Raw genomic sequence first — 26,646 nt, forward strand, 5'->3', positions numbered from 1 at the left:
TCAAGCCACGTGTTATTGATTGAAAAAGCGCCCGCAACCTGAATTGCGGGCGCTTTTTCTTGTGTGGTTCACACCGCTAGGCGCGATTATCAGATAAGTGCCTTCAGGCGCTTGGCGAGCTCAGAGAAGTTGCGCGTCACGGTGAATCCGCATTCTTCCATGATGGCCAGCTTGGCGTCCGCTGTATCAGCGCCGCCGGAAATCAGCGCGCCTGCATGACCCATGCGCTTGCCGGGAGGGGCAGTCACGCCGGCAATGAAGCCGACGATCGGCTTCTTCATGTTGTCCTTGCACCAGCGTGCCGCGTCGGCTTCGTCGGGGCCGCCGATTTCGCCGATCATGATGACGGCGTCGGTGTCGGGATCGTCGTTGAAGGCCTTCATCACGTCGATGTGCTTGAGCCCGTTGATCGGGTCGCCACCGATGCCGACAGCGCTCGACTGGCCAAGACCGATTTCGGTCAATTGCGCCACGGCTTCATAGGTGAGCGTGCCCGAGCGGCTGACCACCCCGATACGGCCCTTCCGATGAATGTGGCCGGGCATGATGCCGATCTTGATTTCGTCGGGCGTGATCAGGCCGGGGCAGTTCGGGCCGAGCAGCAGCGTCTTCTTGCCGCCGGCGGCTTCCTTGGCCCTCATCTTGTTGCGCACTTCGAGCATGTCGCGAACGGGAATGCCTTCGGTGATGCAGATCGCCATGTCCAGGTCGGCCTCGACGGCTTCCCAGATCGCGGCGGCAGCGCCAGCCGGCGGCACGTAGATCACGGACACGGTCGCGCCGGTTTGCGTGGCTGCTTCCTTGACGGAGCCGAAGATCGGGATGTTGAAGATCGACTCGCCGGCCTTCTTCGGATTCACGCCGGCCACGAAGCAGTTCTTGCCGTTCGCGTATTCCTGGCACTTTTCAGTGTGGAACTGACCGGTCTTGCCGGTGATACCTTGCGTGATGACTTTGGTGTCTTTGTTGATGTAGATCGACATGACGTTTCCTTAGGCTTTCTTGACTGCTGCCACGACCTTCTGGGCCGCTTCCGCCATGGTGTCGGCGCTGATGATCGGCAGGCCGGAATCGGTCAGCAGCTTCTTGCCTTCGACTTCGTTGGTGCCCTTCATGCGCACCACCAGCGGCACCTGCAGGTTCACGGCCTTGCAGGCTGCGATGACGCCGGTTGCGATGGTGTCGCACTTCATGATGCCGCCGAAGATGTTGACGAGGATGGCCTCGACGTTCTTGTTCTTCAGCATGATCTTGAAGGCTTCGGTCACCTTCTCGGGTGTGGCGCCGCCGCCGACGTCCAGGAAGTTGGCCGGTTCGCCACCGAAGAGCTTGATGGTGTCCATGGTTGCCATGGCAAGGCCGGCGCCGTTCACGAGGCAGCCGATGTTGCCGTCGAGGCTGATGTAGGCGAGATCGAACTTGCTGGCTTCGACTTCGGCTGCGTCTTCCTCGTCGAGGTCGCGCAGCGCCACGATTTCGGGATGGCGGAACAGCGCGTTGCTGTCGAAGTTGAACTTGGCGTCGAGCGCGACGACGTTGCCCTTGCTGTCACGGTTGAGCGGGTTGATCTCGACCAGCGAGGCGTCCGTTTCCATGTAGCAGGTGTAGAGCTTCTTGAGGACGTCCACGGCTTGGGCCGTAGAGTCTGCCGGCATGCCGATGGCATCCGAGATCTTCTTGGCTTGCGCGTCGCCGAGGCCGGTGAGCGGGTCGACGAATTCGGTGACGATCTTCTCGGGCGTGGAGTGGGCCACTTCCTCGATGTCCATGCCGCCCTCGCTGGAAGCGATGATCGCGACCTTTTGCGTCGCGCGATCGGTCACGACCGAGACGTAGTATTCCTTCTGGATGTCCGCGCCGTCTTCGATGTAGAGGCGGCGCACCTTCTGGCCTTCAGGACCGGTCTGGTGTGTCTTGAGCTGCATGCCGAGGATGTCGCCGGCCAGCTTCTTGACGTCTTCGATCGATTTGGCGACCTTGACGCCGCCGCCCTTGCCGCGGCCGCCCGCGTGGATTTGGGCTTTGACGACCCAGACGGGGCCGCCGAGCTTCTGAGCGGCTTCGACCGCCTCCTGCACTGTGTACGCCGGAATGCCACGGGGCACAGGCACGCCGAACTTGGCAAGAATTTCCTTGCCTTGGTACTCGTGAATCTTCATGAGGGTGTCTCTCGGAACGGGGTTTGGAGATCGGGAGAAATTGTGGCTGTTGTCCGCGGGCCACGGCGCCTGGCGGCGGGGGCGGCGAACAGCAGAGGACTGTATCATGGTGCGCCGCACCAAGGGCCGCCCCTTGCGCTGTGGTCAATACGTAGTTGCTCCAGAGACGTCAGAGCTTTTTCGAGGCCCTCCCATGCCCAAGGTCTTCATTGATGGCGAAGCCGGCACGACCGGCCTGCAGATCCGCGAGCGGCTCCAGTCGATGCCGCACATCGAACTCGTGAGCATCGCCCCTGAGCTCCGAAAAGACGTCGCCGCAAAGCGTGAGCTGATGGCAGGCGTCGATCTCGTGGTGCTCTGCCTGCACGACGACGCCGCACGTGAATCAGTGGCCTTGATCGATCAACTCGCAGGCCGCCGTCCCAAGATCATCGACGCCTCTACCGCGCACCGTACGGCGGAAGGCTGGGTGTTCGGATTTCCAGAGCTGGTGGCCGGCCAGAAGGACGCCGTCGCCAAGGCCGAGCGCGTCGCCAATCCGGGCTGCTACGCGACGGGCGCCATCGCAATCGTTCGCCCGCTGGTCGATGCCGGACTGCTTCCACCCGGGTTCCCGATCGCCCTGCCCTCGGTCAGCGGCTATTCCGGCGGCGGTCGGACCATGATCGAAGCGTATGAAGCAGGCGCCGCGCCGGCTTTCGAAACCTATGCGCTCGGACTCAAGCACAAGCACATCCCCGAGATCATGAAATACACCGGCCTGACCCGCCGACCCGTGTTCATTCCCGCAGTGGGCAACTTCAAGCAAGGCATGCTGGTCCAGTTGCCGCTGCACCTCGATGACCTGCCCGGTCGGCCGAAGGCGAGCGACCTGCACGAGGCTCTCGCCTCGCACTACGCCAAGAGCAACACGCCGGAGCAGTTCGTGAAGGTGTTGCCGCCGACCTCGGATGGCAAGCTCGATCCGCTGGCCCTCAATGACACCAATCAGCTCGAGATCCGCGTGTTCCCGAATGAAGACCATCGGCACGCCGTCGTCATCGCCCGGCTCGACAACCTGGGCAAGGGCGCTAGCGGTGCGGCGGTCCAGAACCTGAAGCTGATGCTGGGGATCTGAACCGATCCTGGCTTTGCAGCCTCCCGGCGCGGCGGCTCACTCGTCCGGGTCGTAGCGCAACACCCTGGAGACCACGGCGCCGGAGAATCCGCGCGCCAGCAAGAATCGCGTCTGCTTCGCGCGTTGCGTTGCGTCCTGCGGGAGCGCATCGAAGCGGCGTCGCCAGACTTCGCGGGCGCGGTCCAGCTCGCTGCCCTGCAGGCCCGCGACAGCCTCCGCGATGGCTTCGGGTGCGATGCCCTTGTGAAGCAATTCCTGGCGCACTCGGGCAGCGCCATGCCTTGCGGCACGCTGATGCAGAACCGACTGCACCACCCTCGCCTCGCTGATGAAATCCTTGGCGGTCAGCTCGTCGAGCGCGCGTGACAGCTCGCCCGGCTGCTCTTCGTACTTGGCGAGCTTGCGTTCGAGCTCCGCGCGTGAATGCTCACGTTGGCTCAACAGGCGAAGCGCGCGGCCCTTGAGGGATGGTGCGGCAAAGGCCATGGCATGAATGATCGCTGCGGTTCATAACCGCGCCCGCCGCGTCGGGCGAGCGCTGCTGCGGAGGAGCCGCCCTACTTCCCTGCCTTCTCGGCTTTCTCGGCTTTCTCGGCCTTCTCTGCTTTTTCGGGCTTCTCAGCCTTTTCCGCCGACGCGTCGGGTGTCTCGGCCAGAAGCAGCGGAATGCCGAGCGATTCGCGCACCTTGTTCTCGATCTCGCGCGACAGCTCGCGGTTTTCGCGCAGGAACTCACGCGCGTTGTCGCGGCCTTGCCCGATCTTTTCGCCGTTGTAGGCGTACCAGGCGCCTGACTTGTCGACGATCTTGGCGGTCACGCCCATGTCGATGATCTCGCCTTCGCGGCTGATGCCTTCGCCGAACAGGATGTCGAACTCCGCGGTCTTGAAGGGCGGCGAGACCTTGTTCTTGACCACCTTGACCTTGGTTTCGTTGCCGATCGCCTCGTCGCCCTTCTTGATGGTTCCGATGCGGCGGATATCGAGGCGCACGGAGGCGTAGAACTTCAGGGCGTTGCCGCCGGTGGTGGTTTCGGGCGATCCGAACATCACGCCGATCTTCATGCGGATCTGGTTGATGAAGATGACCATGCAGTTGGTCTTCTTGATGGTGGCCGTGAGCTTGCGCAGCGCCTGGCTCATGAGGCGAGCCTGCAGGCCAGGCAGGGAGTCGCCCATTTCACCTTCGATTTCGGCCTTGGGCGTGAGCGCGGCGACCGAGTCGACCACGATCAGGTCGACCGCGCCGGAGCGCACCAGTGAATCGACGATTTCGAGAGCTTGCTCGCCGGTGTCGGGCTGGCTGATGAGCAGGTCGGACAGGTTCACGCCGAGCTTCTGGGCGTATTGCACGTCAAGTGCGTGCTCGGCATCGACAAAGGCGCAGGTGCCGGCCTGGCGCTGCATTTCGGCGATGACCTGGAGCGTGAGCGTGGTCTTGCCCGAGGATTCCGGACCGTAGATCTCGATCACCCGGCCGCGCGGCAGGCCGCCGACGCCAAGCGCGATGTCCAGACCCAGCGAGCCGGTGGAGACCACCTGGATGTCTTCGAGCGCTTCGCCCTCGCCCAGACGCATGATCGTGCCCTTGCCGAACTGCTTTTCGATTTGGGCCAGCGCGGCCTGCAGAGCCTTGGCTTTTTCGCTGTTGGGGGCCGAAATACTTGTGCCCTTGACGATTGCGTCCATGTAAAAACTCCTTGAATATCAACGGGTTGTGTTGGATTCATCCACTCTGCTTTTAATCACAGGCTGGATGCTTGAACAGTAGTGTAGAGGTTGATTCGCGGTCGATCTCGTGTTTTTTGGTCAGTTTGGTTTACTATCGTCCGGCATGAATGACATGGCTTTTCCCATCGACCACGATGCCTGGCGGCAAACCCACCTGGGCCGGCTTCTGGGCCACGCCATGCGCCGCTTCGATGAACGCGTTCTCGCATTGATGGCCCACGACGCGGACGTGCCGCTGGCGCTTTCCAATCTCGCGGCACGGGCGCAGGTGAGCGCGGCCCATATCCACATCACGCGGCATCTGGCGCGCGAAGGCTCGCGCCTCACGGAGCTCGCCGAGCGAGCAGGAATGACCAAGCAGGCCATGGGCACGCTGGTCGACCAATGCGAGGCGTGGGGCCTCGTGACCCGCAGCGCGGATCCACTCGACGCACGCGCGCGCCGCGTGATGTTCACCTCGGATGGGCTGGCATGGCTCCAGGCATTTCGAAACGCGGTCGCACAGGCCGAAACAGAGTTCCGGGCGAGCGTCGGCGATGACGTCGCCACGGTGGTAACCATCGGACTCGAAGCCTATGCCGCGTCCTAGAATTCCCGACAGGGCGGCGGCCGGTGCAAGCTGCGATGTCTGGAGGCTGGGATGCGAATACTGATTGCGGAAGATGACCAGGTGCTGGCCGATGCGCTGCTGCGAAGCCTGCGAACTTCCGGCTCGGCGGTCGATCATGTGGCGACCGGCTCGCAGGCCGACGCCGCATTGATGACGAACAGCGAGTTCGATCTACTCATTCTCGATCTCGGCCTGCCCAATATGCATGGCCTGGAGATTCTCAAGCGACTTCGCGCACGCGGCTCGCAACTGCCGGTACTGGTGCTGACCGCAGCCGACAGCGTCGAGGAAAGAGTCAAGGGCCTCGACTACGGCGCGGACGACTACATGGCCAAGCCCTTTTCGCTGCAGGAACTGGAAGCACGCGTGCGCGCGCTCACGCGCCGCGGCATGGGCGGCACGAGCAACGCCATCAAGCACGGTCCGCTGGTCTACGACCAGGCCGGCCGCGTTGCGACCATCGACGGCAAGATGATCGAACTGTCGGCGCGCGAACTGGGCCTTCTCGAAGTGCTGCTCCAGCGCGCCGGGCGGCTGGTGAGCAAGGATCAACTGGTCGAACGCCTGTGCGAATGGGGCGAGGAAGTCAGCCTCAACGCGATCGAGGTCTATATCCACCGCTTGCGCAAGAAAATCGAGAAGGGCCCGGTGCGTATCGCCACCGTCCGCGGCCTCGGCTACTGCCTCGAAAAAATCCCCTCCTGATGCCCCATGGCGCCCTGACGTCAATGGCCTGCGCAGCCAGGCCCATTGGTGAAACACCGCGGAACCGGCTCCGCCGGGCCGCTGGTGTTGCCCCCGGTAGGGGGTGGGCGGCCACACGAAGTGGGCAAGCCTGGGGGCGAGCGTGAAGCTCTTCCAGCGCGCGCAGCGCTCTCTCTTCGGCGAGATCCTCGACTGGATGCTCACGCCGCTCCTGCTGCTGGTGCCGGTCAGCATCGGGGTCACCTGGCTGGTTGCGCAGGGCATTGCCAACGCGCCCTTCGACCGCGCACTCGAATCCAATATCCAGACGCTGGCGCGCATGGTCGAGGTCGATCAAGGGCGCGTCAAGTTCGTGCTGCCGCAGCCGGCACGCGAGATCCTGGGTGGTGATGACGTCGACCGCGTCTATTACCAGTTGCTCGATGCGCACGGCACGCTGCTGAGCGGCGATCCGGACGTGCCCTTTCCGTCCAGCGACGATCCGCCAACACCCGGCGCGGTGTACCTGAGCAGCAGCGACATCCATGGGCGACAGGTTCGGGTGGCCTCGCTCTGGATAGCCGGCAGCAGCCCCGACACACCGGTGGCGTTGCTTCAGATGGCCGAGACGCGCGAGAAGCAGTCGGTGCTCGCCACAGAAATCATCAAGGGCGTACTGTTGCCGCAGTTCGCGATCCTTCCGCTGGCGGTGCTTCTGATCTGGTTGGCGCTCGTGCGCGGCATCAAACCGCTGTCGGTGGTCGAGGCGCGCATTCGCGAGCGCCGGCCTGGAGACCTGAGTCCGTTGGACGAATCCTCGGTGCCGCTCGAAGTCGTGCCGTTGGTCCTGTCGGTGAACGATCTCCTGAGCAAGCTCAACGATTCGATCGGCACGCAAAAGCGCTTTCTTGCCGATGCAGCTCACCAGCTGAAGACCCCCCTCGCAGGACTTCGCATGCAGGCCGATCTTGCACAGCGCGAAGGCGCCAATGCGGACGAACTGAAGCAGTCGCTCAAGCAAATCGGCCGTGCCAGCGTGCGTGCGACGCACACGGTCAATCAGCTCCTGTCGCTCGCGCGCGCGGAAAGCAGCGGCGCCAACATCGGCCGCCAGCCCTGCGACCTCGCACGGCTCACCATCGAGGTCGTGCGCGAGGCCGTACCCCGGGCGATCGACAAGCGCATCGACCTCGGCTATGAGGGCGCCGAGCCGGGCGCACCGGGGGTGGGGATCGACGGCAATCCGACCCTGCTCAAGGAACTGATCCGAAACCTGCTCGACAACGCCATCAACTACACGCCCTCGGCGCCCGAGCGCCCAGGGGTGATCACTGCGCGAGTGCTGGCGGATCCTTTCGGCCGGATCGTCGTCGTGCAAGTCGAGGACAACGGCCCGGGCATTGCGGAGAGCGAGCGCGAGCTGGTGTTCGAGCCCTTCTACCGTGTGCTCGGCAACGAGGCGGACGGCTCAGGACTTGGTCTGCCCATCGTGCGGGAGATTGCACGCCAGCACTTTGCGACGGTGCGACTGGAAGACGCGCATCCGGGACAGCATCCACCAGGCACGCTCGTCAGCCTGCGTTTCGACGGAAACGAAAGTGAACGGCACGCCGTTCGCTTGAGCAGCTAAAGGGCTGTGCTCGCGGCGTTCTTGCGAATTTCGAGCAATTGCGGTCGCACTTGCTGCTGCAGACGCTGAGGTTCGCGCTCATCGAAGCGCGCCGGCTTGGCACCGAAGACAGCAAGCCCACCGTGCGACCACGCGTAGTAGCCCAAGTTGGCCAATAGCAACGCCACCACCAAGAGGCGCACTTTCATCGGGACGGACGAGCAGGCCGCACGCTGACTTCAGCGCTGGTGATGGTCTTCATGCCGTCGGCTGTCCGCACCAACAGCTCACCGCCCCAGCCGACGCCTTCGCACTGGCCCTCGGTGCCGTCGCTCAGGCACACATCGCGGCCACGAAGAATGTCGCGCGCTGCGAACCGCGACGCAAAAGGCACGAAGCCTCGTTCGTCGAATTCGCGGACGCTGTGCACCAGCGGCACCACGATCTCGCGAAGCACCTCTCCGGCTTTGGCAAGCGGCTGCCACTCCTGGAGCCAGGCTGGTGCGGTGCTGAATCCGGCCGCCTCGCGCGGACCGATGTTGATCCCGATGCCGATCACCAGATAGCGCTCGGCCGCGTCGGGAGTGAGCAACGCGGTTTCGATGAGGATGCCGCCGAGCTTGCGGTCGCCGACCCATAGGTCGTTGGGCCATTTCAGCGCGAGCCCCGCCGCATTTGAAGGGTCCAGGCTTTCGGCAACGCTCACGCCAACGGCAAGCGACAGGCCCGACCAGTCTCGCGGTGCCAAGGGCAGCCCGAGCGAGAAGGTCAGTGATGCAGGCTCGCCCGTGCTTTGCGCGCTTTGCCAGTTGCGGCCCAAACGCCCCCGGCCGGCAGTCTGCCGTTCGGCCACCAGAAGCATGGGAGACCGGCGTCCATCGCGCGCTCGGCGCATCAATTCGCTGCTGGTGGAGTCGATCTCGGCAACGACTTCCACCTTCAGGCCCGGCAGCGACTCTGCCAGTGCGTGCGCGATCTCGTCTTCGAACCAGCGTGCAGCCATGTTCAGCCCTTGTTGGACTTGGCCTTTTGCTTCTTCGGATCCTTGCGCGCCTTGCCCTTCCCTGGCTTCTCGGGTTTGTCCTTCTTCTTCGCGGCGCTTTTTGTCTTGGCGTCCTTGACGTTCTTCGCGTTCTTGGCGTTCTTCGCGTTCTTCTTGGCGCCCTTGTCCTTCTTCTTGCCCTTGCCACCGCCTTTCGGCGCCAGCAGAGTGCCTCGGCAATTCTCCGAGCCGCACCAGCACGGGAAGTCCGCCTTCAGCTTTTCTGTATAGGGTTCGTCGATGACAAGGCCGTAGTCGTAGCTCAGTTCTTCGCCGGCGGCGATATTGCGCAGCGCCTTGATGAAGACACGGCCGTCCTGTTCGTCGGCCTCGCAGCTTGGGTCGCAGGAGTGATTGATCCAGCGCGCCGCATTGCCCTTGACGCCGCCATCTATCACATGGCCGTCATCGATATGAAAGTAGAACGTGTGATGGGGCTGGGCCGGGTCATGCGGATGGCGGCGCAGCGCTTCCTTCCACGTGATGACTTCGCCCTTGTATTCGATGAGCGTCTCGCCCTCCGCGATATCCTGCACGGCGAAGACGCCGTTGCCATGGACGGCCGAGCGCCGAGTCTGAATGCGACGGCCGCTGGAAACAGGGGACTTGGAAGGCATCGGCGAAGTCTGATAGTTTGAATATGTACGCATGCGCGTGCGCGTGCGCACGCGAGAAGCGCCAGATTGTAAGGATGACTTGTCAATGAAGACTTTGGTGATTGCAGAGAAGCCGTCGGTGGCCCAGGACATCGTGCGCGCGCTCACGCCCGTGGCCGGCAAATTCGACAAGCACGAGGAGCACTTCGAAAACGAAAAGTATGTCGTGACGAGTGCGGTGGGCCACCTGGTCGAAATCCAGGCGCCCGAGGAGTTCGACGTCAAGCGCGGCAAATGGAGCTTCGCGAACCTGCCGGTGATTCCGCCACGGTTCGACCTGAAGCCGGTCGACAAGACCAAGACCCGCCTCAATGCGGTGGTCAAGCAGGCCAAGCGCAAGGACGTGACCCAGCTTGTGAACGCTTGCGACGCGGGCCGCGAGGGTGAGTTGATCTTCCGGCTGATCGAACAATATGCCGGCGGCAAAGCAACGCTCGGCAAACCCGTGAAGCGGCTCTGGCTGCAGTCGATGACGCCGCAAGCCATTCGGGAGGGCTTCGACCAGCTGCGCACCGAGCAGCAGATGCGGGGCCTGGCCGACGCCGCGCGTTCACGGTCCGAGGCTGATTGGCTGGTCGGCATCAACGGCACCCGTGCCATGACGGCGTTCAATTCGCGCGATGGTGGTTTCTTTCTCACCACCGTGGGCCGCGTGCAGACCCCAACGCTTTCGGTGGTGGTCGAGCGCGAAGAAAAGATCCGCAAGTTCGTCAGCCGCGACTATTGGGAAGTGCATGGCAGCTTCCTGGCCGAAGCCGGCGAATACCCCGGCAAGTGGTTCGATCCTGCCTGGAGGAAACCGCCGCCCGGCCCTGATGGCGTGGCCGACCCTGAACAACGTGCCGACCGTGTGTGGAACGAGCGCGATGCCCGTGAAATTGCCGAAGCCGCACGCGGCAAGGTCGCGAGCGTCACCGAGGAAAGCAAGCCGACCACCCAGGCGTCGCCGCTGCTGTTCGACCTGACATCGCTGCAGCGCGAGGCCAACGGCCGCTTCGGCTTCAGCGCCAAGACGACGCTGGCGCTGGCGCAAAGCCTCTACGAGCGTCACAAGGCGCTGACCTATCCGCGTACCGATTCGCGCGCGCTGCCCGAGGACTACCTGCCTGTCGTGAAGCAAACCATGGGCATGCTCGCCAACAGCGGCATTCGGCACTTGGCGCCCTTTGCACAGCAGGCGATCGACGGCAGCTACGTCAAGCCTTCCAAGCGCATCTTCGACAACGCCAAGGTCAGCGATCACTTCGCGATCATCCCGACCTTGCAAGCGCCTAGCGGCCTCTCGGATGCCGAGCAGAAGCTCTATGACTTCGTCGTTCGACGGTTTCTTTCGGTCTTCTTCCCGAGTGCCGAATACCAGGTGACGACACGCATCAGCACTGTCGAGCATGCGGGCAAGAAGTATCCGTTTCGCACGGACGGCAAGGTGCTCGTCAAGCCGGGTTGGCTCGCGATCTATGGCAAGGAAGCCCAGGACGACGAGAAGGAAGACGACAAGGACGGCAAGCGCCTGGTGCCGGTCAAGCCTGGCGAAATGGTCAAGGTCCAATCCGCTGAACCCAAAGGCCTGAAGACGCGGCCGCCCGCGCGCTATTCGGAAGCCACGCTGCTCGGCGCCATGGAAGGCGCAGGCAAGACCATCGACGACGACGAACTGCGCGAGGCGATGCAGGAAAAAGGCCTTGGCACGCCAGCGACTCGCGCGGCCATCATCGAAGGCTTGCTGGCCGAAAAGTACATGTACCGCGAAGGCCGCGAGCTGATTCCGACCGCCAAGGCGTTCCAGCTCATGACGCTGCTGCGCGGCCTCGGCGTCGAGGAACTCTCCAAGGCAGAGCTCACCGGCGAGTGGGAATACAAGCTTGCGCAGATGGAGCACGGCAAGCTCAGCCGGGAAGCCTTCATGCGCGAAATCGCCGAGATGACGGAGCACATCGTCAAGAAGGCCAAGGAATACGACCGGGACACCGTGCCGGGGGACTACGCCACGCTTTCGACACCCTGCCCCAACTGCGGCGGCGTGGTGAAAGAAAACTACCGCCGCTACACATGCACCGGCAAGCCTGGCCAGGAACCTTGCGGCTTCTCGTTCGGCAAGTCGCCTGCCGGACGAACCTTCGAGGTCCAGGAAGCCGAGCAGTTGCTGCGCGAAAAGCACATCGGCCCGCTGGAAGGCTTCCGCTCGAAGGCGGGTTGGCCTTTCACGTCGGAGATCATCCTCAAGTTCGACGAGGAAGCGAAGAACTGGAAGCTCGAGTTCGATTTCGGTGACGACAAGAACGCCGAGACGGGCGAGATCGTCGATTTCAGCGGCCAGGAGTCACTGGGCGCCTGCCCGAAATGCGGCGCACGCGTGTTTGAACACGGCAGCAACTACGTTTGCGAAAAGTCGGTGCCGACCAACGAACAACCCACGCCGACGTGCGATTTCAAGACCGGCAAGATCATTCTTCAGCAGCCCGTGGAACGAGCGCAGGTTGAGAAGCTGCTCGCCACCGGCAAGACCGACCTGCTCGACAAGTTCGTGTCGATGCGCACGCGCCGCGCGTTCAAGGCTTTCCTGGCCTGGAACAAGGAAGAGGGCAAGGTGACTTTCGAGTTCGAGCCGCGCACCAGCAAGTTCCCGCCGCGCAAGACTTTCACCAAGGCAGCGCCCGCCGCCAAGAAGACTGCCGCGCCTGCGAAGGCCGCGGCAAAGAAGGTTGCAGCCAAGAAAGCCGCCGCCCCCAAGGCGCCGCGCAAGCCCGGCGCGGGACTCAAGCCGAGCGACGCTTTGGCCGCGGTGATCGGTGGGGAACCCGTGGCCCGGACCGAAGTCATCAAGAAGCTATGGGACTACATCAAGGCCAACGGCCTGCAGGATTCGACGAACAAGCGCGCGATCAACGCCGACGCAAAGCTCAAGCCCGTGTTCGGCAAGGATCAGGTCACGATGTTCGAACTGGCCGGCATCGTCGGCAAGCATCTGAGTTGAAAACGGAGATCCGCATGAAGCGAATTTTTGCCGCGCTGCTTGCAACCAGCGTCGTATGCCTGCTCACTGCCTGCGCAGGGACGGGCGGCGGCACCAGTGCCGGCAGTTCCAGCAGCGGCGTGACGGTATTCGGTACCGTCGACGCGGGCGTCAGCAGCTACAAGAACCAAAGCCGCTAGCGCATCAGCAGTGCCTGGCGCAGCAGGCGCGCCGCGCGGTTGCGGATGCGGCCGGGGGCAGTGCGCAGCGGCCCCTTGGGGCTGACCTTGGCCGTGGCGCAAGCCCACAGGAAATCCTCCAGGATGGCGGTGTCGTTGAGCGTGTCGGTCGCGCCGTACTTGTGGAACTCGGGATGCCATTGCGTGGCCGCAATGTAGCTGCGTCCGCGGTCCGGTCGGCGCCGGATCGCTTCGGCCACGTGGTCCGGAATGCTCCATGCATCGACTTCGAATCCAGGGGCGAGGTCCTTCACGCCCTGGTGATGGATGCTGTTGACGCGCGTGGTTTCCATTCCCGGATAAAGCATCGACAGGCGTGATCCGGGCGTGAGGCGGATTTCGTGAAAATTCTGGTCGTAGGCCACCGGATCACGATGCCGCTGCGCGTTGGGGTGCTGCGCCTCGATGTCCTGGTAGAGCGTGCCTCCGAAGGCCACATTGATCAGTTGCAGCCCCCGGCAGACGCCGAAGATCGGCTTGCCAGCTTGCTCGAAAGCCTCCACCAGCGCCAGATCGTAGAGGTCCCGGATACGGTCACCGTTCCATGCGTCCTTGAGCGGCACTTCACCGTAGCTTCCGGGCCAGACGTCGGAGCCGCCATGCATGACGACGCCATCGAGCCATTCGGCGTAGTGCGAGAGCTTGGTGTCACCCCGCGCCGTTTCGCCGGTCGGGCATGGAACCATCACCACCATCGCGCCGGCGGACATCAGCCAGTGCGCAATCGACTGCTCCACATATTGCAGCGTCTTGTTCGTGAACAAGGAGCGCTCGGGGTCGGCGTGGGAGAAGCAGGCGGACAGGCCGATCTTGAGGCGCCCGGAAACCGTTTGTGACATCGCTCTTTCGGGCCGCCGCGTATGCCGCGTCGCCCCCAGGTGGACAGAGAAACCATTGTGAAACCTTCCACCGCCAAGCGCACACGCCAAGCCCTATCGCGCGTGTCGGACGGTGCCTTGCGTTGCGTGGACGCAAAACGAGTGCATCATTTACACCGATCGAACCTAGGAGACCACCGATGAAGACCATCAAGGGGCCGGCGATTTTTCTGGCTCAGTTCGCCGGGGACACTGCGCCTTTCAATTCGCTCGAAGCTATTGCAGGCTGGGCCGCGAATCTTGGCTACAAGGGCGTCCAGATCCCCAGTTGGGACGCCCGCATCTTCGATCTCAAGAAAGCGGCGGAAAGCAAGACTTACTGCGATGAGGTGAAGGGCACGCTGGCAAGCCACGGGCTCGAGGTCACGGAGCTTTCAACCCATCTTCAGGGACAGTTGATCGCGGTGCATCCGGCCTACGACGCCGGGTTCGATGGTTTCGCCGCGCCGGAGGTCCGCAACGATCCGGTCAAGCGCCAGAAATGGGCGGTCGAGCAACTCCACTATGCCGCCCAGGCATCGGCCAACCTAGGCTTGACGGCTCACGCGAGCTTCTCGGGGGCACTCGCATGGCCTTATCTTTATTCATGGCCGCCTCGCCCGGCCGGCCTGATCGAGGAAGCCTTCGACGAACTCGCCCGGCGCTGGAAACCGATCCTCGACCGCTTCGACGATGTGGGGGTCGACGTCTGCTACGAGATCCATCCCGGCGAAGACCTGCACGACGGCGTGACCTACGAGATGTTCCTCGAGCGCGTGAACAACCATCCCCGCGCCTGCCTGCTCTATGACCCGAGCCATTTCGTCCTCCAACAACTGGACTACCTCGCGTACATTGACCACTACCACGACCGGATCAAGATCTTTCACGTGAAGGATGCGGAGTTCAATCCGACGGGCAAGCAGGGTGTCTACGGCGGCTTCCAGTCGTGGATCAACAGGGCCGGGCGCTTTCGCTCACTGGGTGACGGGCAGGTGGATTTCGGCTCGATCTTCTCCAAGATGGCTGCCTACGACTTTCCGGGATGGGCGGTGCTGGAATGGGAATGCTGTCTGAAGCATCCCGAAGACGGTGCCCGGGAAGGCGCGGAATTCATCGCTCAGCACATCATCCGGGTGGCCGATCGTGCGTTCGATGACTTCGCAGCAGGCGGTATCGACAAGGCCGCCAACAAGAAAATCCTGGGAATCAACTGAGCCGACGAAAGCGCCGGCTATATGCCTTGAGGTTTGCGGAGGGTCCGCATGCGATCCACCGCATGCACCGTGATCTTCCGTACTTCCGATCCTTGTTGCACGGTGAGCTCGACATCGCCTTCGGCGCCCGGCCGCTTCCAGAGCTGCTTGTAGAAGGCTTCCAGCGTACTGACCTGAACGCCGTCGATTTCCAGCACCACGTCGCCGGGCTGCACGCCTGCCTCGAGCGCGGGGCCGGAGCGATCCACACGCACGATTTGCACATGCCCCCCGCGCTCCGACGAGGACACGCCCAACCATGGCCTGGTGCTCGCGCGCGTGGTGCCGGTCGCTTTCATCTCCGACAACACAGGCCGCAGCAGCTCCACCGGGACGAACATATTTCCCGGCAAGGCCTCGTCCGGCCCGCCGGCTTCCAGGACGAACAGACTTCCGATACCGAGCAGCTCTCCGTTGCTGTTGAAGAGCGACGCTCCGCTGTGGTTTGGCACCGGTGGACTGGTGAATATCGCGGCGTCGATGTAGTACTCCCAGTAGCCCGAGAACGGACGTGTACCGGTCAGACGCGTGAATCCCACCTCTGTGCCGCTGCTGCCCCCGGTGGCGACCAGGAGCGGCTGCCCCAGCTTGAGCGCTCCGATGCCGGCAAGCGGCACAGGCTCGATGCCGCGCAGTGGCACCAGCGGCCGGATCAGGCCGAATCCGGTCGCGAGGTCATACGCCACTTGTCGCGCCGGCAGGACGTGATCGTCCTGCGTGACGACTTCGATCGTTTCAGCTTCGAGCAACAAATAGCCGATCGTGAGGATCAGTCCGTCGGATCCGATGACGACGCCGGACCCCGAGCGCCGCTGGCCAAGGCTGTCGGCCGAAGTGGCACCTTCCGTTGCGGTGACGTTGACCAGGACAACCGCGTCGCCAGCGCGCTTGAGCGCACGAATCTGCGCGTTCGTCGCGGCCTTGTCGGGGACTGATGTTGCCGCGATCGCTGCCGGGCAGAAGAAGATCAAACTGACCGCGAGCATGCAGCCATACCATCGAACGAGCGAAGATCGAGTGCCTGATCGCTGAACTTGCATGGCCGCGCTCCTCGGACGTTGTACTTGCCATCGTGCGTCGCAAGCGCGTCACACGCAAGTCGTGTCACAAGATTGAAATAGCAACTGTTGTGCCAGTCGGATAGAATGCCGGGTTCGTTTCGATACCACGACGAAGCATTTCGTCAAACTCGCCGGCTGGCCTGGAATCCCCAGGCCCTTTTAAAAGCAAGCCGGCTCTTACAGTGTGTTGGTGCGCCAGACCGGGCGCCCATGATTGCCACCACTGCCTTCGTACTTGTTGAAGCGAATAGCGCGCTGTCCGCCCCGGTGGGCGCCATCCGGCCCGGCCTGCGCTCGTTTTTTCAAATATTTTTCAGCGTAGCGCGAAGTCGTGTTGCGCAAGGCTTTCGATGGACATCATTCAACACAGCATCGCGGTGGGCAAGTACCTAGTCTCGCCGCTCATCAAGGATCTGGACGACGGCCGCTTTGCGGCGTCTGTATCGATCCGCTCAGGCCGCGGCAGCGGCATGCATGACCGGGTCATGCGCTTCACCCCACGTTTTGCCAGCCGCGCCGCAGCGGTGCGCTACGCCGTCGACGAAGGCTTGGGCTGGGTGCGCGAACGCAGCGCCCCACCTGTGCATTGCGCCGCTTGAACCGGCCGACCATTTTCCTGTCCAATTACGACAAACATATTCAATCAAAGGTAATTCATGCCCAAGGAAGAACTGATCGAAATGAACGGCGCAGTCACGGAAGTGCTGCCTGACTCGCGCTACCGCGTGACCCTCGACAACGGCCACCAGCTGATCGCTTACAGCGGCGGCAAGATGCGCAAGCATCACATCCGCATCCTGGCCGGCGACAAGGTGTCGCTGGAGCTGTCGCCCTATGACCTGACCAAGGGCCGCATCACGTTCCGCCATCTCGAGCGCCGTGGTCCGCCGCCGGTCAATTCCGGCAACAACTCGCAGCGTCGCTGATCCTCTCCGTGACCGGTCCGGCCACTGATTTCGCCACGCTGGCCCTTTCGCCAGAAACGCTGGCAAACCTGACGCAGCTCGGGTACGTGCAGATGACGCCGATCCAGGCGGCCAGCCTGCCGGTGGCGCTCCTGGGCAAGGACCTGATTGCGCAAGCCAAGACCGGTAGCGGTAAAACGGCTGCCTTTGCACTGGCGCTGTTGGCCAATCTCAATCCGAGGCGTTTCGCGGTCCAGGCGATGGTTCTGTGCCCGACGCGCGAACTGGCAGACCAGGTGACGACGGAAATCCGCCGCCTCGCCAGGGCCGCCGAAAACATCAAGGTGATCACCCTGTGCGGCGGCGTCGCGCTGCGCGGGCAACTCGCCAGCCTCGAGCACGGTGCGCACATCGTGGTCGGCACGCCCGGCCGCATCATGGACCACCTCGACCGCGGCAGCCTGGACCTCGAAGCACTCAACACGCTGGTGCTCGACGAAGCGGACCGCATGCTCGACATGGGCTTCTTCGACGATATCGCCAAGGTCGCACGGCTCTGCCCGAAGGAACGACAAACCCTGCTGTTCTCGGCGACCTACCCCGAAGGTATCGCCAAGCTCAGCGCGCAGTTCATGAAGACGCCGCAGCAGATCACGGTCGAGGCCCAGCACGACGGCGCCAAGATCCGCCAGCGCTGGTACCAGGTCAAGGATAGCGAGCGGCTGCATGCCGTGAGCTTGTTGCTCAACCACTTTCGTCCTTCCAGCACGCTCGCCTTCTGCAACACCAAGCAGCAGTGCCGCGATCTGGTTCAGGTGCTGCAAAGCCAGGGCTTCAGCGCCTTGGCATTGTTCGGCGAGCTGGAGCAGCGCGAGCGAGACCAGGTGCTGGTGCAGTTTGCCAACCGCAGCTGTTCCGTTCTGGTCGCCACCGACGTCGCGGCGCGCGGTCTCGACATTGCACAACTCGAAGCAGTGATCAATGTCGACGTGACCCCCGATCCCGAGATCCACATCCACCGCATCGGCCGCACGGGCCGCGGCGACGCGGAAGGTCTGGCGCTCAGCCTCGCCAGCATGGACGAGATGGGCAGCGTCGGAAAGATCGAGCAGCTGCAAGGCCGCGAATCCGAATGGCATCCCCTTTCCGAGCTCACTGCCGGCCCGTCCGGCGACGCTGATCCCCTGCGGGCCCCGATGGCCACGCTGCAGATCATCGGTGGGCGCAAGGAAAAAATACGCGCCGGCGACGTCCTGGGCGCCCTGACCGGCGAAGCCGGCTTCACGCGCGAACAGGTCGGCAAGATCAACGTCAACGAGTTCTCCACTTACGTGGCGGTCGACCGGCGCATTGCCCGCGAAGCCGTGCACAAGCTTTCCACTGGCCGCGTCAAGGGCAAGACCGTCAAAGTGCGGCTGCTCGACGATGTGGCTTAATTACGTCCTTCGATTTTTTTCACCAGAGCTTTCCATGCCCAACAAAATCCGCACCGAGGCAGACCGCATTGCCACCCCCAAGCCCGTTCCGATGCCCGGCTACAGCCTTCCCAAGATGGGTGGCGGTCAGAAGGTAAGCCTGGAGCGCGGCACCGCCACTCGCAGCAAGAAGAACCCCGGCAAGCGCGCCAAGAAGGGCGGCTGATCGGTCGGGGGCCCGTTGCGCCAGTCGCACCGTCTGGCGCAGCAATCTCCTGAAACGCGCCTACGGGCGCGTTTTTCATTGGATTTCCCGCACCCCTTCCGACATGTCTGACGACTACCAGATCGACATCCCGCCTTCGTTCTTCGCCGTCTACACCGATCATCGGCAGCGGCTCAGCGAACCGATTGCCATCGTTCGTTCGCGCTATGAGGTGTGCGAGGACCTTGCCAATCATCTGGTGCAGCACGCGCAAATCTTGCACCACGTCGAAGTGCCGTCCGAAGAAGAGATCCTGCTGCGGATTCATGCGGGCCTGAGTTCGCCCGACGCGGGTGTGTCACCGGCCGAAGCTCTTTGGATCGTGCGGCGCTTGGCCGAATTGCTTGGGTGGCACTCCCCGCACTCTCCGGCATGGGACGCGTCCGAGCCCTGAGCTGAGCGCCGTCAGGCGGCCCGGCGCTTCGACCCGGCCGCGCTCTTTGCCTTCACCGAGGGTTTGTCGGCCATTGGCGGGAAGGGCGGCAAGGGCCGGCTCGCGACCTCCTTTGCTTCGGCCAGCTCCATGCCCAATCCCCGCAACACACAGTTCGCCACATCACGTCCGTGATTCGCGGGCGCGGCGCCATAGATGACCGTGCGCATCGCCTGCTGGACGCTGCCGTTGATCATGTCCATCGCGGCTGTCTCGCTGGGCACGCGGAAAGCCTTCTGCCTGACGCCGAGGCGCAGGTCGGCCAGCGCGTAGTCACGCACCTCGGCGAGAAGCTGCGGCGCCGCGGCCGCGATCTCCAGCATCATCAGTGCCCATTGCGGGCTCTCTTCCGCCAGCCAGATGTAGCGCCGAACGCCAATGGCCATGCGCTGGGCGCCTTCCTGAATGCTTTGCTGACTGTCCGTGATCCGGCGGCAAAGCGTGTCCGCGAGAAGCAGCGCCACTGCGCTGGCCACCTCATCCTTGGTCTTGAAGTGGTTGTAGACGGTGCCGGTCGCCATACCGGCGACCGCCGCGATCTCCTGAATGGTGGCCTCGACATAGCCGCGCGCGCCGAAAACCTTGATTGCAGCCTGCACGAGCTGCACGCGGGTGCGCTCGCGCTTGAGCAGCCCGGGCTGCGCGCGCCACACACTTTCGGCCAGTGCATCTGGCAAAAGCGATATTGACGCTCCGCCGAAATTTACGCGATCATCCATTTTTGAACACGCAATCCAAATTTAAACCATACATCAACGAACGGGAGTTTGCCATGTCTCACAAAAAGTTGGGCGCCGGAGCGGGCGCCCGCAAGGTCGCGAATCCGCCACGGCTGCCGAAGGACCTGGCATGACGGCCCCGACGGGCCGGACCGGCAAACGGTGGCTGAAGCGGATCGCTCTGGCACTGGCGATCATGGTCGCGCTCATTGCAGCGGCGCTCTTCGCCGGCGATCAGCTGGCGCGCTACAAGATGCAGCGCAAGGTCGACGTCGTCGTGCAGGGCGTCGCGTTCCGCGACGATGCAGCCGCTATCGAACGGGGGCGCTATCTATTCGCATCCCGAGGATGCGTCGACTGCCACGGTGCCAAGGCAAATGGCGCTGTGTTCCTCGACGATGGCAAAGGCATGCGAATCGCCGGCCCGAACATCAGCCCCGGCCCCGGGAGCGTCGTGGCAGGCTACAAGCCGGAAGATTGGGAGCGCTCCATCCGGCATGGCGTCAATCCGGTGGGGAGGGCGCTGATGGTGATGCCGAGCGAAGACTACAACCGGCTGACCGACGACGATCTCGCCTCACTCGTCGCCTACCTCCGGCACACCGAGCCCGCCACGGGCAGTGGTGCGGTGGTCGAACTGCCTTTGCCGGTTCGTGCCTTCTACGGCTTCGGCGTGGTCAAGGACGCAGCGGCGAAGATCGATCATTCACGGCCGTCCGAGCAGCCGGTGCCTGACGGGGTGACAGTCGTCCACGGCGCCTACGTGGCGAACATGTGCCTCGGCTGCCATGGCGCCAAGCTCAACGGCGGCAAGATCCCGGGCGGCCCGCCCGACTGGCCCGCAGCAGCCAACCTGACGCCCGGCGAAGGTTCGGCCATGGCCCGCTACGCTGACGTAGAGACTTTTGCGCGTCTCTTCAAGACGGGCAATCGCCCCGATGGCACGGCGGTCAAGGTGATGCCCTTCGGCTCACTGCGCGAGATGAGCGAGATGGACGTGCAAGCGTTGCATCTGTACCTCAAGACTTTGCCGCCGACGCCGCACGGCTGATGACGCGAAGCGCGGCTTTGCCTACGATGGAGCCAACGCCCCACGGAGTCCCGACATGAGCAACGAGCTGCGCAACAAACTGCACGAGCTGCAAGAGCTTTCGAACAACGCTGCCGACCCGCAGACGCGGGCAATCATCGAGGCGATACGGCTGCAGACCGCGATCCTCAACGAGCGCCTCTTCAGAATCGAGCTTCAACTGACGGAAATGTCGAAGCGGTCAGATCCCGCCTGAGCGGGCGCCCGTCGAAGGCGGGCAGCACAATCAGCCGCGATGCTCGGCGTTGCGCTTGCGGGTCGCAGCTGCCTTCTTGGCTGACGCCGAGCGTTCAGCAGCCGAGCGCGAGGCCGACGCCGCTCCACCTTTGTGGCCGCCCTTGTGCGCAGGCGCGTGGTTCTCCGCCTTGCCGCGGCCCGAGCCGCTCTTCTTGCCGCCGCCGGTTTCGGCATTGACTGTCGCCCAGGCGCGGCGCTCCGCTTCCTGCTTGGCCACGCCGCGATGCTCGTAGCCGCTTTCAATGTGCTCGGCCTGGCGTTTCTGCTTGCCGGTGTAGGACGATTTATCACCCCTTGGCATGCTGTGCTCCTAGTGCGTTGGGACGTCACATATCTCCCGCGACGCATGCGGCACGCGGGTAGGAATTCGCGGGCGATGTGCGTCAGCCGTCACTTTCATTGATGATCGCTGCGCCATTGGAAGTCTTCAGCATGGCCGTTGGGACGCTTCCTACATTTCGCGGATCAGGCTACCTTTAGGCTTCAGATCCAATCCAACAAAGCCCAGAAGGAGACCGTGTGAAACGCCAGAACATTGCAGCCGCGGCGGGCCTGTCCGTGCTGGCCGGCTTCATCGCGGCCACGGGCGGCTATGCCGCACTTCGCATCCGCCAGGCCGGCCGCAAGGCGCGCAGGGGCCATCCCTTCGAGCGCGTGGCACGTCCAGAGGGTGCCCGCCTGTTGATCGTCGGCGACAGCGCTGCCAAGGGCTCCAGCGCGAGCGCCCCTGAATACAGCCTCGCCGGCCTGCTGTCTCGCGCCAACCCGACACTCACGATCGTCAACAAAGGAGCGCACGGCGCGCGCTTCGAGGACTTTGCCCGACAGCTCGAAGGAGACGAGCGCTTCGACGCGGTGCTGGTGCTCGGCGGCAGCAACGACCTCTTTCATGGGACCAGCGGCGGCGCGCTGCGCGACAGCGTCCGCCAGATCGCCCAGCGAGCTCGCATCCGCTCGGACCTCGTCATCTTCATGCCGCCCGGCAACGTCGGCAACACCCGATTTCTTCTTCCGCCCTGGAGCTGGTGGATGCGCTTCCGCTCGCGCCAGCTCCATGCCATCGTCTCGGAGGTCGCGCAAGCCAATGGCGCGCAGTACGTTTCGCTCTACCAGGAGCGGGAGGACGATCCCTTCGCGCGGCATCCCGCCCGGCTGGTCGCGCCGGATGGCCTTCATCCCAGCGATGCGGGTTATGAGCTGTGGCAGCGCGAGCTCGAAGCCCAGGCGCAGCTTTCTGCCAGGCTGAGAAAGACAGGGCGCAGTGCCAGCGTGCGAGGACAGAGCTTCTGAGGCCCTGAGGCGATCGCGCTTCAACACCTGGCAGCGAACATCGGCTGCACATGCCACCATGCCGGCAGCAGTTGCCGGATCTCCGGGCGCGCGAAACGGTCGTCGAGCAGGTAGAGCACGCCGGCGTCGGTCTCGGTTCGGATGACCCGGCCCGCCGCCTGCACGACCTTTTGCAGGCCGGGGTAGACATAGGTGTATTCGTAGCCATCGCCGAAGAGGGTGTCCAGCCGCTCGCGCATGACTTCATTCGGTTCGTTGTGCTGCGGCAGGCCGAGGCTTGCGACAAAGGCACCCACGAGCCGATCGCCCGGCAGGTCGATGCCCTCGGCGAACGCACCTCCAAGCACCGCGAAACCGACGCCTCGCCCGCCCGCCGCGAAGCGGGCCAAGAAGGCATCGCGGTCGGCTTCTCGCATGCCGCGCGACTGCGCCCACGCAGAAATTCCGGGGTGGCGCTCTCCAAAAGCCGCCGATGCGGCCGCCAGATAGTCGAAGCTGCTGAAGAAGGCGAGATAGTTGCCCGGTTGCTCGGCAAACTGGCCGGCGATGACGTCGGTGAGCGCCGCCAGTGAACGGTCGCGATCCCGGAATCGTGTCGATACGTCCATCGCCACGCGCACCTTCAGTTGTTCGCTGCGAAAAGGCGAACCCACGTCCAGTGTCGCCGTGTCGTCGGGAAGGCCGAGCGTGTCGCGGTAGAAGGCGAACGGCGCCAGGGTGCCCGAGAAGCACACCGCCGAATCGCAGTCCGCGAAGCGACTCGCCAGGAAAGGCGCCGGCACGAGGTTGCGGATGGCAAGGCTTCGCGTACCGTCGTCGGCGACGGTGCATTCGAACACCGAATGCTTGCCGAAGGAATCGGCCAAGCGAGCGAAGCGGAGGAGGTCGAAGAAGCACTCCTGCAGCGGCCCGTGCGCATCATCCGGCCGTGCCGTGAAATGCTCGGCCATCGTGCCGACCGCATCCTGCAGCGCACGCGTGAATCGTTCCGGTATCTCGTCGCGTGGCTCATAGGCTGCGATCTGGTCTCTTTGCAGCAACTGCCATTCGCGGTGCAGCTGCCCGAGCGCCTTCTTGATCAATGGCGGTGCCTTGCCACGCACGGCATCCATTGCCGCTGCTTCAAGCTGCGCGGAATACATGCCGCGCCCGCGGTCCAGCAGGTTGTGCGCCTCGTCGACCAGCAGAGCGACGCGCCAGTCTTCCTCCTTCATCAGCCCGAAGAGGAAGGCGTTACCGTCGAAGTAATAGTTGTAGTCGCCGACGATCACGTCGCTCCAGCGCGCCAGTTCCTGCGCCAGGAAATAAGGGCAAACCTCGTGCGCCAGGGCAATGCGTCGCAGCGTCGGCCGGTCGAGCCACGCGGCGCGTGCTGCCTCGCTGCGCGCCGCTGGGAGCCGGTCGTAGAAGCCGCGCGCCAGTGGGCAGGCTTCGCCATTGCAGGCCCGCCCCGGGTACTCGCAGGCCTTCTCGCGCGCTGTGAGTTCGAGCACGCGCAGCGCGGCTCGATTGCCCTCCAGCGTACGCAGGGCATTCAGCGCGACGGAGCGGCCGGAGGTCTTTGCGGTGAGGAAGTAGATCTTGTCCAGCTTCTGCGCAGGCCGTGCCTTGAGCAATGGGAAGAGGGTGGCGACGGTCTTGCCGATGCCCGTGGGCGCCTGCGCGAGAAGACAGCGCCCGCCGGCGGCAGCGCGATAGACGGCCTGTGCCAGATCGCGTTGTCCGGCACGAAATTCGCCGTGCGGAAAGTTCAGCGCGCCCAGCGCCTTGTCGAGTTGCGCCCGATGATCCGCCTCCTGCTGGGCCCACGTGATGAAACTGCCGCAGAGCATCTCGAAGTGATCGCGCAGGGCTTCGCGCGTGCACGTCTCTTCGAGCACGACTTCCTCTTCCGTGCCGAGGTCGAGATAGACGAGCGCAACTTCCATTCGCTCCAGCGCATCGCGCTCGCAAAGCATCCAGGCGTAGGTTCGGGCCTGTGCCCAGTGCAGCGCGCGATGGTTGGCCTTGACGGCTGCGAAGTCTCCGCGGAAAGTCTTGATCTCTTCGACCCGTGCGCGATGAGGGTCGTAGCCATCGGCGCGTCCGCGCACCTGCAGCCGATCGTGGTGCGATGCGAGCGCAATCTCGCTTTCATAGCTGGGGCCGCGACGCCCCTGCACCAAGCGATGGCCGGCCTGTCCCTCCTGCGCGCTCGGCGCCGGCACGAAGCGCAGATCGAGATCGCCAGCCTTCGCCGCGAACGCGCAGAGCGTTTTCACGGACACTGTGAACGCTGGCGGTGAATCGAATACGGCGGCCATGAGGCTGATGAATGGGGCGGACGAAGCACTGGATGAACATACACATGTTAGCGGCGCCGGAGATAAGACAAACTCGGAAAGGCCAAGCGAATTCCACCAGCCCAAGGAAACAAAGATGTCCGCCGCCATGTTTGCCGCCCTGGGCTTCACCGTGGCACTGCTCGTGACCACGGCCTACTTCATCATGGGCTCCATCCCGCTCCTGATCCTGAAGCACGACAGTCCGCTCGATGCCCGTTTCGTGCGCGGGTTCTTCAATATCTACTACGTGGCGGCCTTCGTGAGTGCCGCCGCAACGGCCGTCAGCTATGCGCTCGCGGGCCGCTTCGGCGTTGCCTTGGGTGCAGCAGCGCTGGCATTGCTTGCCATGGTCTTGCGCAAGAAGGTCATTCCCAGGATGGACTCACTCGGCGCGGAGATCGAGTCGAACTACATGGATGCCATCCCGGGCTTTCGCCGGACTCACATCACGGCCATCCTGATCAATGTCGGCCAGCTCGCGCTGATTGTCTGGAGTCTCATCGCCTTCGGCCGATAGCCTGGAGCGAAAGGGCGGTCGCGCCGGTCACCAGATCGAAACCACGGCCAGCGCCACCGAAGCCGCCGCCATCGCCCCCGTGGCGAGCCACCCGAGCACCTTCCATTTTCGCGGCAGCACCATCTCGCTCATCACCTTGGGACTCGAAGCCGCGATCATCACGGCCGCCATCACAGGCACGGAGATGACGGCGTTGATTACCGCGGCCCAGTAGAGCGCGGAGATCGGGTTGACGCCGGATAGGCTGAACGCAACGCCGACGGCCATGGCCGCGGCGAGGATGCCGTAGAAGCTGCGGCCTTGCGCCAGCGTCAGGTCCAGGCCTTTGCGCACGTGGAAATAGCTCGCCACGGCTTCTGCCGCCGAGCCTGCGAGCACGGGCAGCGCCAGCATTCCGGTTCCGATGATGCCGACGGCGAACAGCAAGAACGCGGCATCGCCGGCCACCGGGCGCAGCGCAGCGGCGGCCTGCGCAGTGGATTCGATCTGCGTCTGGCCGGTCGCATGCAAAGTCGCGGCCGCCGCCGTGATCACGAAGAATGCAATGAGGTTCGAGAAGCCCATGCCCACGGCGGTGTCGATACGCAGGCGCCGCAATTGACGCCGCGCCTGCTCCGGGGCAACGCGCAGCGGCTGATCTGCCGGGACGCGCTTGATGTCCTGCACTTCCTGCGAGGCTTGCCAGAAGAAGAGGTAAGGGCTGATGCTGGTCCCGAGAATGGCGACGACGGTCGTCACGTACTCGCGGCCCCAGTGGAAGGAGGGTGCGAAAACGCCTCTCATCGCAGCACCCCAGTCCACGTCGACCACGAACACGACGCCCACATACGCGAAGAGCGACAACGTGAGCCACTTGAGCACACGCACATAGCGGTCGTAGGTCATGAAGACCTGAAGCAGCAGCGACAGGACCGCAAAGCCCCCCGCGTACCAGGCCGCCGGCCCGTGCAGGACCATTGCGGCCGAGGTGCCCATGGCGCTCAGGTCGGCGCCCAGATTGATCACATTGGCGGTCAGCAGCAGCAACACCAGCGAGGCGACCATCCAGCGCGGACAGAAGCGCGCGAATGTCTCGGTCAGGTTCTTGCCAGTGACGCGCCCGATGCGCGCGCTTGCAAGCTGGATCCCCATCATCAGCGGAAACGTGATCAGCAAGGTCCAGCCGAGGCCGTAGCCGAACTGCGCGCCAGCCTGCGAGAAGGTGGCGATGCCGCTGGGATCGTCGTCCGCTGCGCCCGTGATCAGCCCGGGGCCGAGCTTGGACCACCAGCGCTTGCCGGTCGGCGCCAGGTCGGCGGTCGCAAGATTGGATGGGGTGCTCATGAGGATCGAGGATTCCGAGAGTCGCAGCCGCCGACATTGGCGTGAGGTCTTCCCGGCGCGAATAGGTGCCCGCCCTGGCGTGCTGTGGGACGTCGTCGACTTCTGCGCAGGGGACGCGGTCTTGGATGACAAGGCGGGCCTCCAGGCGTCCCTAC

Annotated in this window: 29 protein-coding genes; 16 read left to right on the plus strand and 13 right to left on the minus strand. The window is 63.8% G+C overall.

Annotated features, from left to right (window positions below; genetic code table 11):
• Positions 1 to 89: 89 nt before the first annotated feature.
• On the minus strand, positions 90 to 983 hold the full coding sequence (gene sucD / locus AC1DEK_RS22415) for a succinate--CoA ligase subunit alpha (RefSeq protein ID WP_478127497.1): 894 nt from the start codon (positions 981 to 983) through the stop codon (positions 90 to 92).
• 9 nt (positions 984 to 992) lie between these two features.
• The gene (sucC, locus tag AC1DEK_RS22420) at positions 993 to 2,159 is read right to left on the minus strand and encodes an ADP-forming succinate--CoA ligase subunit beta (RefSeq protein WP_478127498.1); all 1,167 of its coding nucleotides are present in this window, start codon (positions 2,157 to 2,159) and stop codon (positions 993 to 995) included.
• A 193-nt stretch (positions 2,160 to 2,352) separates the two neighbouring features.
• Between sucC and argC the strand changes: the two genes are divergently transcribed.
• Positions 2,353 to 3,276, plus strand: coding sequence for an N-acetyl-gamma-glutamyl-phosphate reductase (argC, locus tag AC1DEK_RS22425; RefSeq protein WP_478127499.1), 924 nt, complete (start codon positions 2,353 to 2,355; stop codon positions 3,274 to 3,276).
• 36 nt (positions 3,277 to 3,312) lie between these two features.
• On the opposite strand, the gene recX is transcribed toward argC, so the two are convergent.
• The gene (gene recX / locus AC1DEK_RS22430) at positions 3,313 to 3,762 is read right to left on the minus strand and encodes a recombination regulator RecX (protein ID WP_478127500.1); all 450 of its coding nucleotides are present in this window, start codon (positions 3,760 to 3,762) and stop codon (positions 3,313 to 3,315) included.
• Between the two features lie 71 nt (positions 3,763 to 3,833).
• Positions 3,834 to 4,964, minus strand: a complete 1,131-nt coding sequence (gene recA, locus AC1DEK_RS22435) for a recombinase RecA (RefSeq protein WP_478127501.1) — start codon at positions 4,962 to 4,964, stop codon at positions 3,834 to 3,836.
• 145 nt (positions 4,965 to 5,109) lie between these two features.
• Here recA and AC1DEK_RS22440 point away from each other — a divergent pair, with 145 nt between their 5' ends.
• From AC1DEK_RS22440 to AC1DEK_RS22450, 3 genes are all read left to right on the plus strand, one after another.
• On the plus strand, positions 5,110 to 5,595 hold the full coding sequence (locus AC1DEK_RS22440) for a MarR family winged helix-turn-helix transcriptional regulator (protein ID WP_478127502.1): 486 nt from the start codon (positions 5,110 to 5,112) through the stop codon (positions 5,593 to 5,595).
• Between the two features lie 51 nt (positions 5,596 to 5,646).
• Positions 5,647 to 6,321: a response regulator gene (locus AC1DEK_RS22445; protein WP_093165483.1), complete on the plus strand. Its 675-nt coding sequence runs from the start codon at positions 5,647 to 5,649 to the stop codon at positions 6,319 to 6,321.
• A gap of 142 nt (positions 6,322 to 6,463) precedes the next feature.
• Entirely contained in the window at positions 6,464 to 7,930 is a 1,467-nt protein-coding gene (locus AC1DEK_RS22450) for a sensor histidine kinase N-terminal domain-containing protein (protein WP_478127503.1), read from the plus strand.
• Here AC1DEK_RS22450 and AC1DEK_RS22455 read toward each other — a convergent pair.
• From AC1DEK_RS22455 to AC1DEK_RS22465, 3 genes are read right to left on the minus strand one after another with little or no spacing between them, the layout of a single operon-like run.
• Positions 7,927 to 8,118, minus strand: coding sequence for a sporulation protein (locus tag AC1DEK_RS22455; RefSeq protein ID WP_478127504.1), 192 nt, complete (start codon positions 8,116 to 8,118; stop codon positions 7,927 to 7,929). The two genes, AC1DEK_RS22450 and AC1DEK_RS22455, sit on opposite strands and share 4 nt — an antisense overlap.
• Complete coding sequence (locus tag AC1DEK_RS22460; RefSeq protein WP_478127505.1) at positions 8,115 to 8,912, minus strand: biotin--[acetyl-CoA-carboxylase] ligase; 798 nt, start codon at positions 8,910 to 8,912, stop codon at positions 8,115 to 8,117. Before AC1DEK_RS22460 ends, AC1DEK_RS22455 begins: the two co-directional genes overlap by 4 nt.
• Positions 8,913 to 8,914: 2 nt before the next feature.
• Positions 8,915 to 9,568 carry an SET domain-containing protein gene (locus tag AC1DEK_RS22465; RefSeq protein ID WP_478127506.1) on the minus strand — a complete coding sequence of 218 codons (654 nt, stop codon included), beginning with the start codon at positions 9,566 to 9,568 and terminating at the stop codon, positions 8,915 to 8,917.
• 85 nt (positions 9,569 to 9,653) lie between these two features.
• Between AC1DEK_RS22465 and AC1DEK_RS22470 the strand changes: the two genes are divergently transcribed.
• Both AC1DEK_RS22470 and AC1DEK_RS22475 read left to right on the plus strand, forming a co-directional pair.
• Positions 9,654 to 12,581 (plus strand): DNA topoisomerase III, encoded by a 2,928-nt coding sequence (locus AC1DEK_RS22470; protein ID WP_478127507.1) that lies wholly within the window; start codon positions 9,654 to 9,656, stop codon positions 12,579 to 12,581.
• 14 nt (positions 12,582 to 12,595) lie between these two features.
• Positions 12,596 to 12,760, plus strand: a complete 165-nt coding sequence (locus AC1DEK_RS22475) for a hypothetical protein (protein ID WP_478127508.1) — start codon at positions 12,596 to 12,598, stop codon at positions 12,758 to 12,760.
• Here AC1DEK_RS22475 and AC1DEK_RS22480 read toward each other — a convergent pair.
• On the minus strand, positions 12,757 to 13,638 hold the full coding sequence (locus AC1DEK_RS22480) for a gamma-glutamyl-gamma-aminobutyrate hydrolase family protein (protein WP_478127509.1): 882 nt from the start codon (positions 13,636 to 13,638) through the stop codon (positions 12,757 to 12,759). The two genes, AC1DEK_RS22475 and AC1DEK_RS22480, sit on opposite strands and share 4 nt — an antisense overlap.
• 179 nt (positions 13,639 to 13,817) lie before the next feature.
• Here AC1DEK_RS22480 and AC1DEK_RS22485 point away from each other — a divergent pair, with 179 nt between their 5' ends.
• Positions 13,818 to 14,873 (plus strand): sugar phosphate isomerase/epimerase family protein, encoded by a 1,056-nt coding sequence (locus AC1DEK_RS22485; RefSeq protein WP_478127510.1) that lies wholly within the window; start codon positions 13,818 to 13,820, stop codon positions 14,871 to 14,873.
• A gap of 17 nt (positions 14,874 to 14,890) precedes the next feature.
• Here the strand turns inward: AC1DEK_RS22485 and AC1DEK_RS22490 are convergent, their stop codons facing one another.
• Positions 14,891 to 15,898 (minus strand): S1C family serine protease, encoded by a 1,008-nt coding sequence (locus tag AC1DEK_RS22490; protein WP_478127511.1) that lies wholly within the window; start codon positions 15,896 to 15,898, stop codon positions 14,891 to 14,893.
• 425 nt (positions 15,899 to 16,323) lie between these two features.
• Here AC1DEK_RS22490 and AC1DEK_RS22495 point away from each other — a divergent pair, with 425 nt between their 5' ends.
• The 5 genes from AC1DEK_RS22495 to AC1DEK_RS22515 all read left to right on the plus strand — a co-directional run bounded on the left by AC1DEK_RS22495 (position 16,324) and on the right by AC1DEK_RS22515 (position 18,952).
• Positions 16,324 to 16,572 carry a hypothetical protein gene (locus tag AC1DEK_RS22495; protein ID WP_478127512.1) on the plus strand — a complete coding sequence of 83 codons (249 nt, stop codon included), beginning with the start codon at positions 16,324 to 16,326 and terminating at the stop codon, positions 16,570 to 16,572.
• Positions 16,573 to 16,629: 57 nt separating this feature from the next.
• Positions 16,630 to 16,899 carry a translation initiation factor IF-1 gene (gene infA, locus AC1DEK_RS22500; RefSeq protein ID WP_028249914.1) on the plus strand — a complete coding sequence of 90 codons (270 nt, stop codon included), beginning with the start codon at positions 16,630 to 16,632 and terminating at the stop codon, positions 16,897 to 16,899.
• Positions 16,900 to 16,907: 8 nt separating this feature from the next.
• Complete coding sequence (dbpA, locus tag AC1DEK_RS22505; RefSeq protein ID WP_478127513.1) at positions 16,908 to 18,314, plus strand: ATP-dependent RNA helicase DbpA; 1,407 nt, start codon at positions 16,908 to 16,910, stop codon at positions 18,312 to 18,314.
• Between the two features lie 34 nt (positions 18,315 to 18,348).
• Complete coding sequence (locus AC1DEK_RS22510; RefSeq protein WP_478127514.1) at positions 18,349 to 18,519, plus strand: hypothetical protein; 171 nt, start codon at positions 18,349 to 18,351, stop codon at positions 18,517 to 18,519.
• Between the two features lie 103 nt (positions 18,520 to 18,622).
• Entirely contained in the window at positions 18,623 to 18,952 is a 330-nt protein-coding gene (locus tag AC1DEK_RS22515; protein ID WP_478127515.1) for a hypothetical protein, read from the plus strand.
• 11 nt (positions 18,953 to 18,963) lie between these two features.
• On the opposite strand, the gene AC1DEK_RS22520 is transcribed toward AC1DEK_RS22515, so the two are convergent.
• The gene (locus tag AC1DEK_RS22520) at positions 18,964 to 19,644 is read right to left on the minus strand and encodes a TetR/AcrR family transcriptional regulator (protein ID WP_478127516.1); all 681 of its coding nucleotides are present in this window, start codon (positions 19,642 to 19,644) and stop codon (positions 18,964 to 18,966) included.
• Positions 19,645 to 19,840: 196 nt separating this feature from the next.
• Here AC1DEK_RS22520 and AC1DEK_RS22525 point away from each other — a divergent pair, with 196 nt between their 5' ends.
• Both AC1DEK_RS22525 and AC1DEK_RS22530 read left to right on the plus strand, forming a co-directional pair.
• A complete protein-coding gene (locus tag AC1DEK_RS22525; RefSeq protein WP_478127517.1) occupies positions 19,841 to 20,761 on the plus strand; it encodes a c-type cytochrome in 921 nt (306 codons plus the stop codon).
• A 55-nt stretch (positions 20,762 to 20,816) separates the two neighbouring features.
• Entirely contained in the window at positions 20,817 to 20,996 is a 180-nt protein-coding gene (locus AC1DEK_RS22530; protein ID WP_478127518.1) for a hypothetical protein, read from the plus strand.
• A gap of 30 nt (positions 20,997 to 21,026) precedes the next feature.
• On the opposite strand, the gene AC1DEK_RS22535 is transcribed toward AC1DEK_RS22530, so the two are convergent.
• A complete protein-coding gene (locus tag AC1DEK_RS22535; RefSeq protein ID WP_478127519.1) occupies positions 21,027 to 21,338 on the minus strand; it encodes a plasmid stabilization protein in 312 nt (103 codons plus the stop codon).
• A gap of 218 nt (positions 21,339 to 21,556) precedes the next feature.
• Here AC1DEK_RS22535 and AC1DEK_RS22540 point away from each other — a divergent pair, with 218 nt between their 5' ends.
• The gene (locus AC1DEK_RS22540) at positions 21,557 to 22,327 is read left to right on the plus strand and encodes an SGNH/GDSL hydrolase family protein (RefSeq protein WP_478127520.1); all 771 of its coding nucleotides are present in this window, start codon (positions 21,557 to 21,559) and stop codon (positions 22,325 to 22,327) included.
• Positions 22,328 to 22,347: 20 nt separating this feature from the next.
• Here AC1DEK_RS22540 and AC1DEK_RS22545 read toward each other — a convergent pair whose 3' ends face one another.
• Entirely contained in the window at positions 22,348 to 24,630 is a 2,283-nt protein-coding gene (locus tag AC1DEK_RS22545) for an ATP-dependent DNA helicase (protein WP_478127521.1), read from the minus strand.
• A gap of 115 nt (positions 24,631 to 24,745) precedes the next feature.
• Here AC1DEK_RS22545 and AC1DEK_RS22550 point away from each other — a divergent pair, with 115 nt between their 5' ends.
• Entirely contained in the window at positions 24,746 to 25,168 is a 423-nt protein-coding gene (locus tag AC1DEK_RS22550; protein WP_478127522.1) for a hypothetical protein, read from the plus strand.
• A 27-nt stretch (positions 25,169 to 25,195) separates the two neighbouring features.
• Here AC1DEK_RS22550 and AC1DEK_RS22555 read toward each other — a convergent pair whose 3' ends face one another.
• Complete coding sequence (locus tag AC1DEK_RS22555) at positions 25,196 to 26,491, minus strand: Nramp family divalent metal transporter (protein ID WP_478127523.1); 1,296 nt, start codon at positions 26,489 to 26,491, stop codon at positions 25,196 to 25,198.
• Between the last annotated feature and the right edge of the window lie 155 nt (positions 26,492 to 26,646).

The organism is Variovorax sp. 10N420, assembly GCF_056394705.1.

Coding starts and splice junctions, on each gene's coding strand:
- AC1DEK_RS22535 (WP_478127519.1), bottom strand. CDS start 21,338: ATGCCAAGGGGTGATAAATCGTCCTACACCGGCAAGCAGAAACGCCAG.
- AC1DEK_RS22455 (WP_478127504.1), bottom strand. CDS start 8,118: ATGAAAGTGCGCCTCTTGGTGGTGGCGTTGCTATTGGCCAACTTGGGC.
- AC1DEK_RS22460 (WP_478127505.1), bottom strand. CDS start 8,912: ATGGCTGCACGCTGGTTCGAAGACGAGATCGCGCACGCACTGGCAGAG.
- AC1DEK_RS22510 (WP_478127514.1), top strand. CDS start 18,349: ATGCCCAACAAAATCCGCACCGAGGCAGACCGCATTGCCACCCCCAAG.
- AC1DEK_RS22515 (WP_478127515.1), top strand. CDS start 18,623: ATGTCTGACGACTACCAGATCGACATCCCGCCTTCGTTCTTCGCCGTC.
- AC1DEK_RS22465 (WP_478127506.1), bottom strand. CDS start 9,568: ATGCCTTCCAAGTCCCCTGTTTCCAGCGGCCGTCGCATTCAGACTCGG.
- sucD (WP_478127497.1), bottom strand. CDS start 983: ATGTCGATCTACATCAACAAAGACACCAAAGTCATCACGCAAGGTATC.
- AC1DEK_RS22445 (WP_093165483.1), top strand. CDS start 5,647: ATGCGAATACTGATTGCGGAAGATGACCAGGTGCTGGCCGATGCGCTG.
- AC1DEK_RS22495 (WP_478127512.1), top strand. CDS start 16,324: ATGGACATCATTCAACACAGCATCGCGGTGGGCAAGTACCTAGTCTCG.
- recX (WP_478127500.1), bottom strand. CDS start 3,762: ATGGCCTTTGCCGCACCATCCCTCAAGGGCCGCGCGCTTCGCCTGTTG.
- sucC (WP_478127498.1), bottom strand. CDS start 2,159: ATGAAGATTCACGAGTACCAAGGCAAGGAAATTCTTGCCAAGTTCGGC.
- AC1DEK_RS22530 (WP_478127518.1), top strand. CDS start 20,817: ATGAGCAACGAGCTGCGCAACAAACTGCACGAGCTGCAAGAGCTTTCG.
- argC (WP_478127499.1), top strand. CDS start 2,353: ATGCCCAAGGTCTTCATTGATGGCGAAGCCGGCACGACCGGCCTGCAG.
- AC1DEK_RS22550 (WP_478127522.1), top strand. CDS start 24,746: ATGTCCGCCGCCATGTTTGCCGCCCTGGGCTTCACCGTGGCACTGCTC.
- AC1DEK_RS22440 (WP_478127502.1), top strand. CDS start 5,110: ATGAATGACATGGCTTTTCCCATCGACCACGATGCCTGGCGGCAAACC.
- AC1DEK_RS22525 (WP_478127517.1), top strand. CDS start 19,841: ATGACGGCCCCGACGGGCCGGACCGGCAAACGGTGGCTGAAGCGGATC.
- AC1DEK_RS22485 (WP_478127510.1), top strand. CDS start 13,818: ATGAAGACCATCAAGGGGCCGGCGATTTTTCTGGCTCAGTTCGCCGGG.
- infA (WP_028249914.1), top strand. CDS start 16,630: ATGCCCAAGGAAGAACTGATCGAAATGAACGGCGCAGTCACGGAAGTG.
- AC1DEK_RS22545 (WP_478127521.1), bottom strand. CDS start 24,630: ATGGCCGCCGTATTCGATTCACCGCCAGCGTTCACAGTGTCCGTGAAA.
- AC1DEK_RS22470 (WP_478127507.1), top strand. CDS start 9,654: ATGAAGACTTTGGTGATTGCAGAGAAGCCGTCGGTGGCCCAGGACATC.
- AC1DEK_RS22475 (WP_478127508.1), top strand. CDS start 12,596: ATGAAGCGAATTTTTGCCGCGCTGCTTGCAACCAGCGTCGTATGCCTG.
- recA (WP_478127501.1), bottom strand. CDS start 4,964: ATGGACGCAATCGTCAAGGGCACAAGTATTTCGGCCCCCAACAGCGAA.
- AC1DEK_RS22555 (WP_478127523.1), bottom strand. CDS start 26,491: ATGAGCACCCCATCCAATCTTGCGACCGCCGACCTGGCGCCGACCGGC.
- AC1DEK_RS22480 (WP_478127509.1), bottom strand. CDS start 13,638: ATGTCACAAACGGTTTCCGGGCGCCTCAAGATCGGCCTGTCCGCCTGC.
- AC1DEK_RS22490 (WP_478127511.1), bottom strand. CDS start 15,898: ATGCTCGCGGTCAGTTTGATCTTCTTCTGCCCGGCAGCGATCGCGGCA.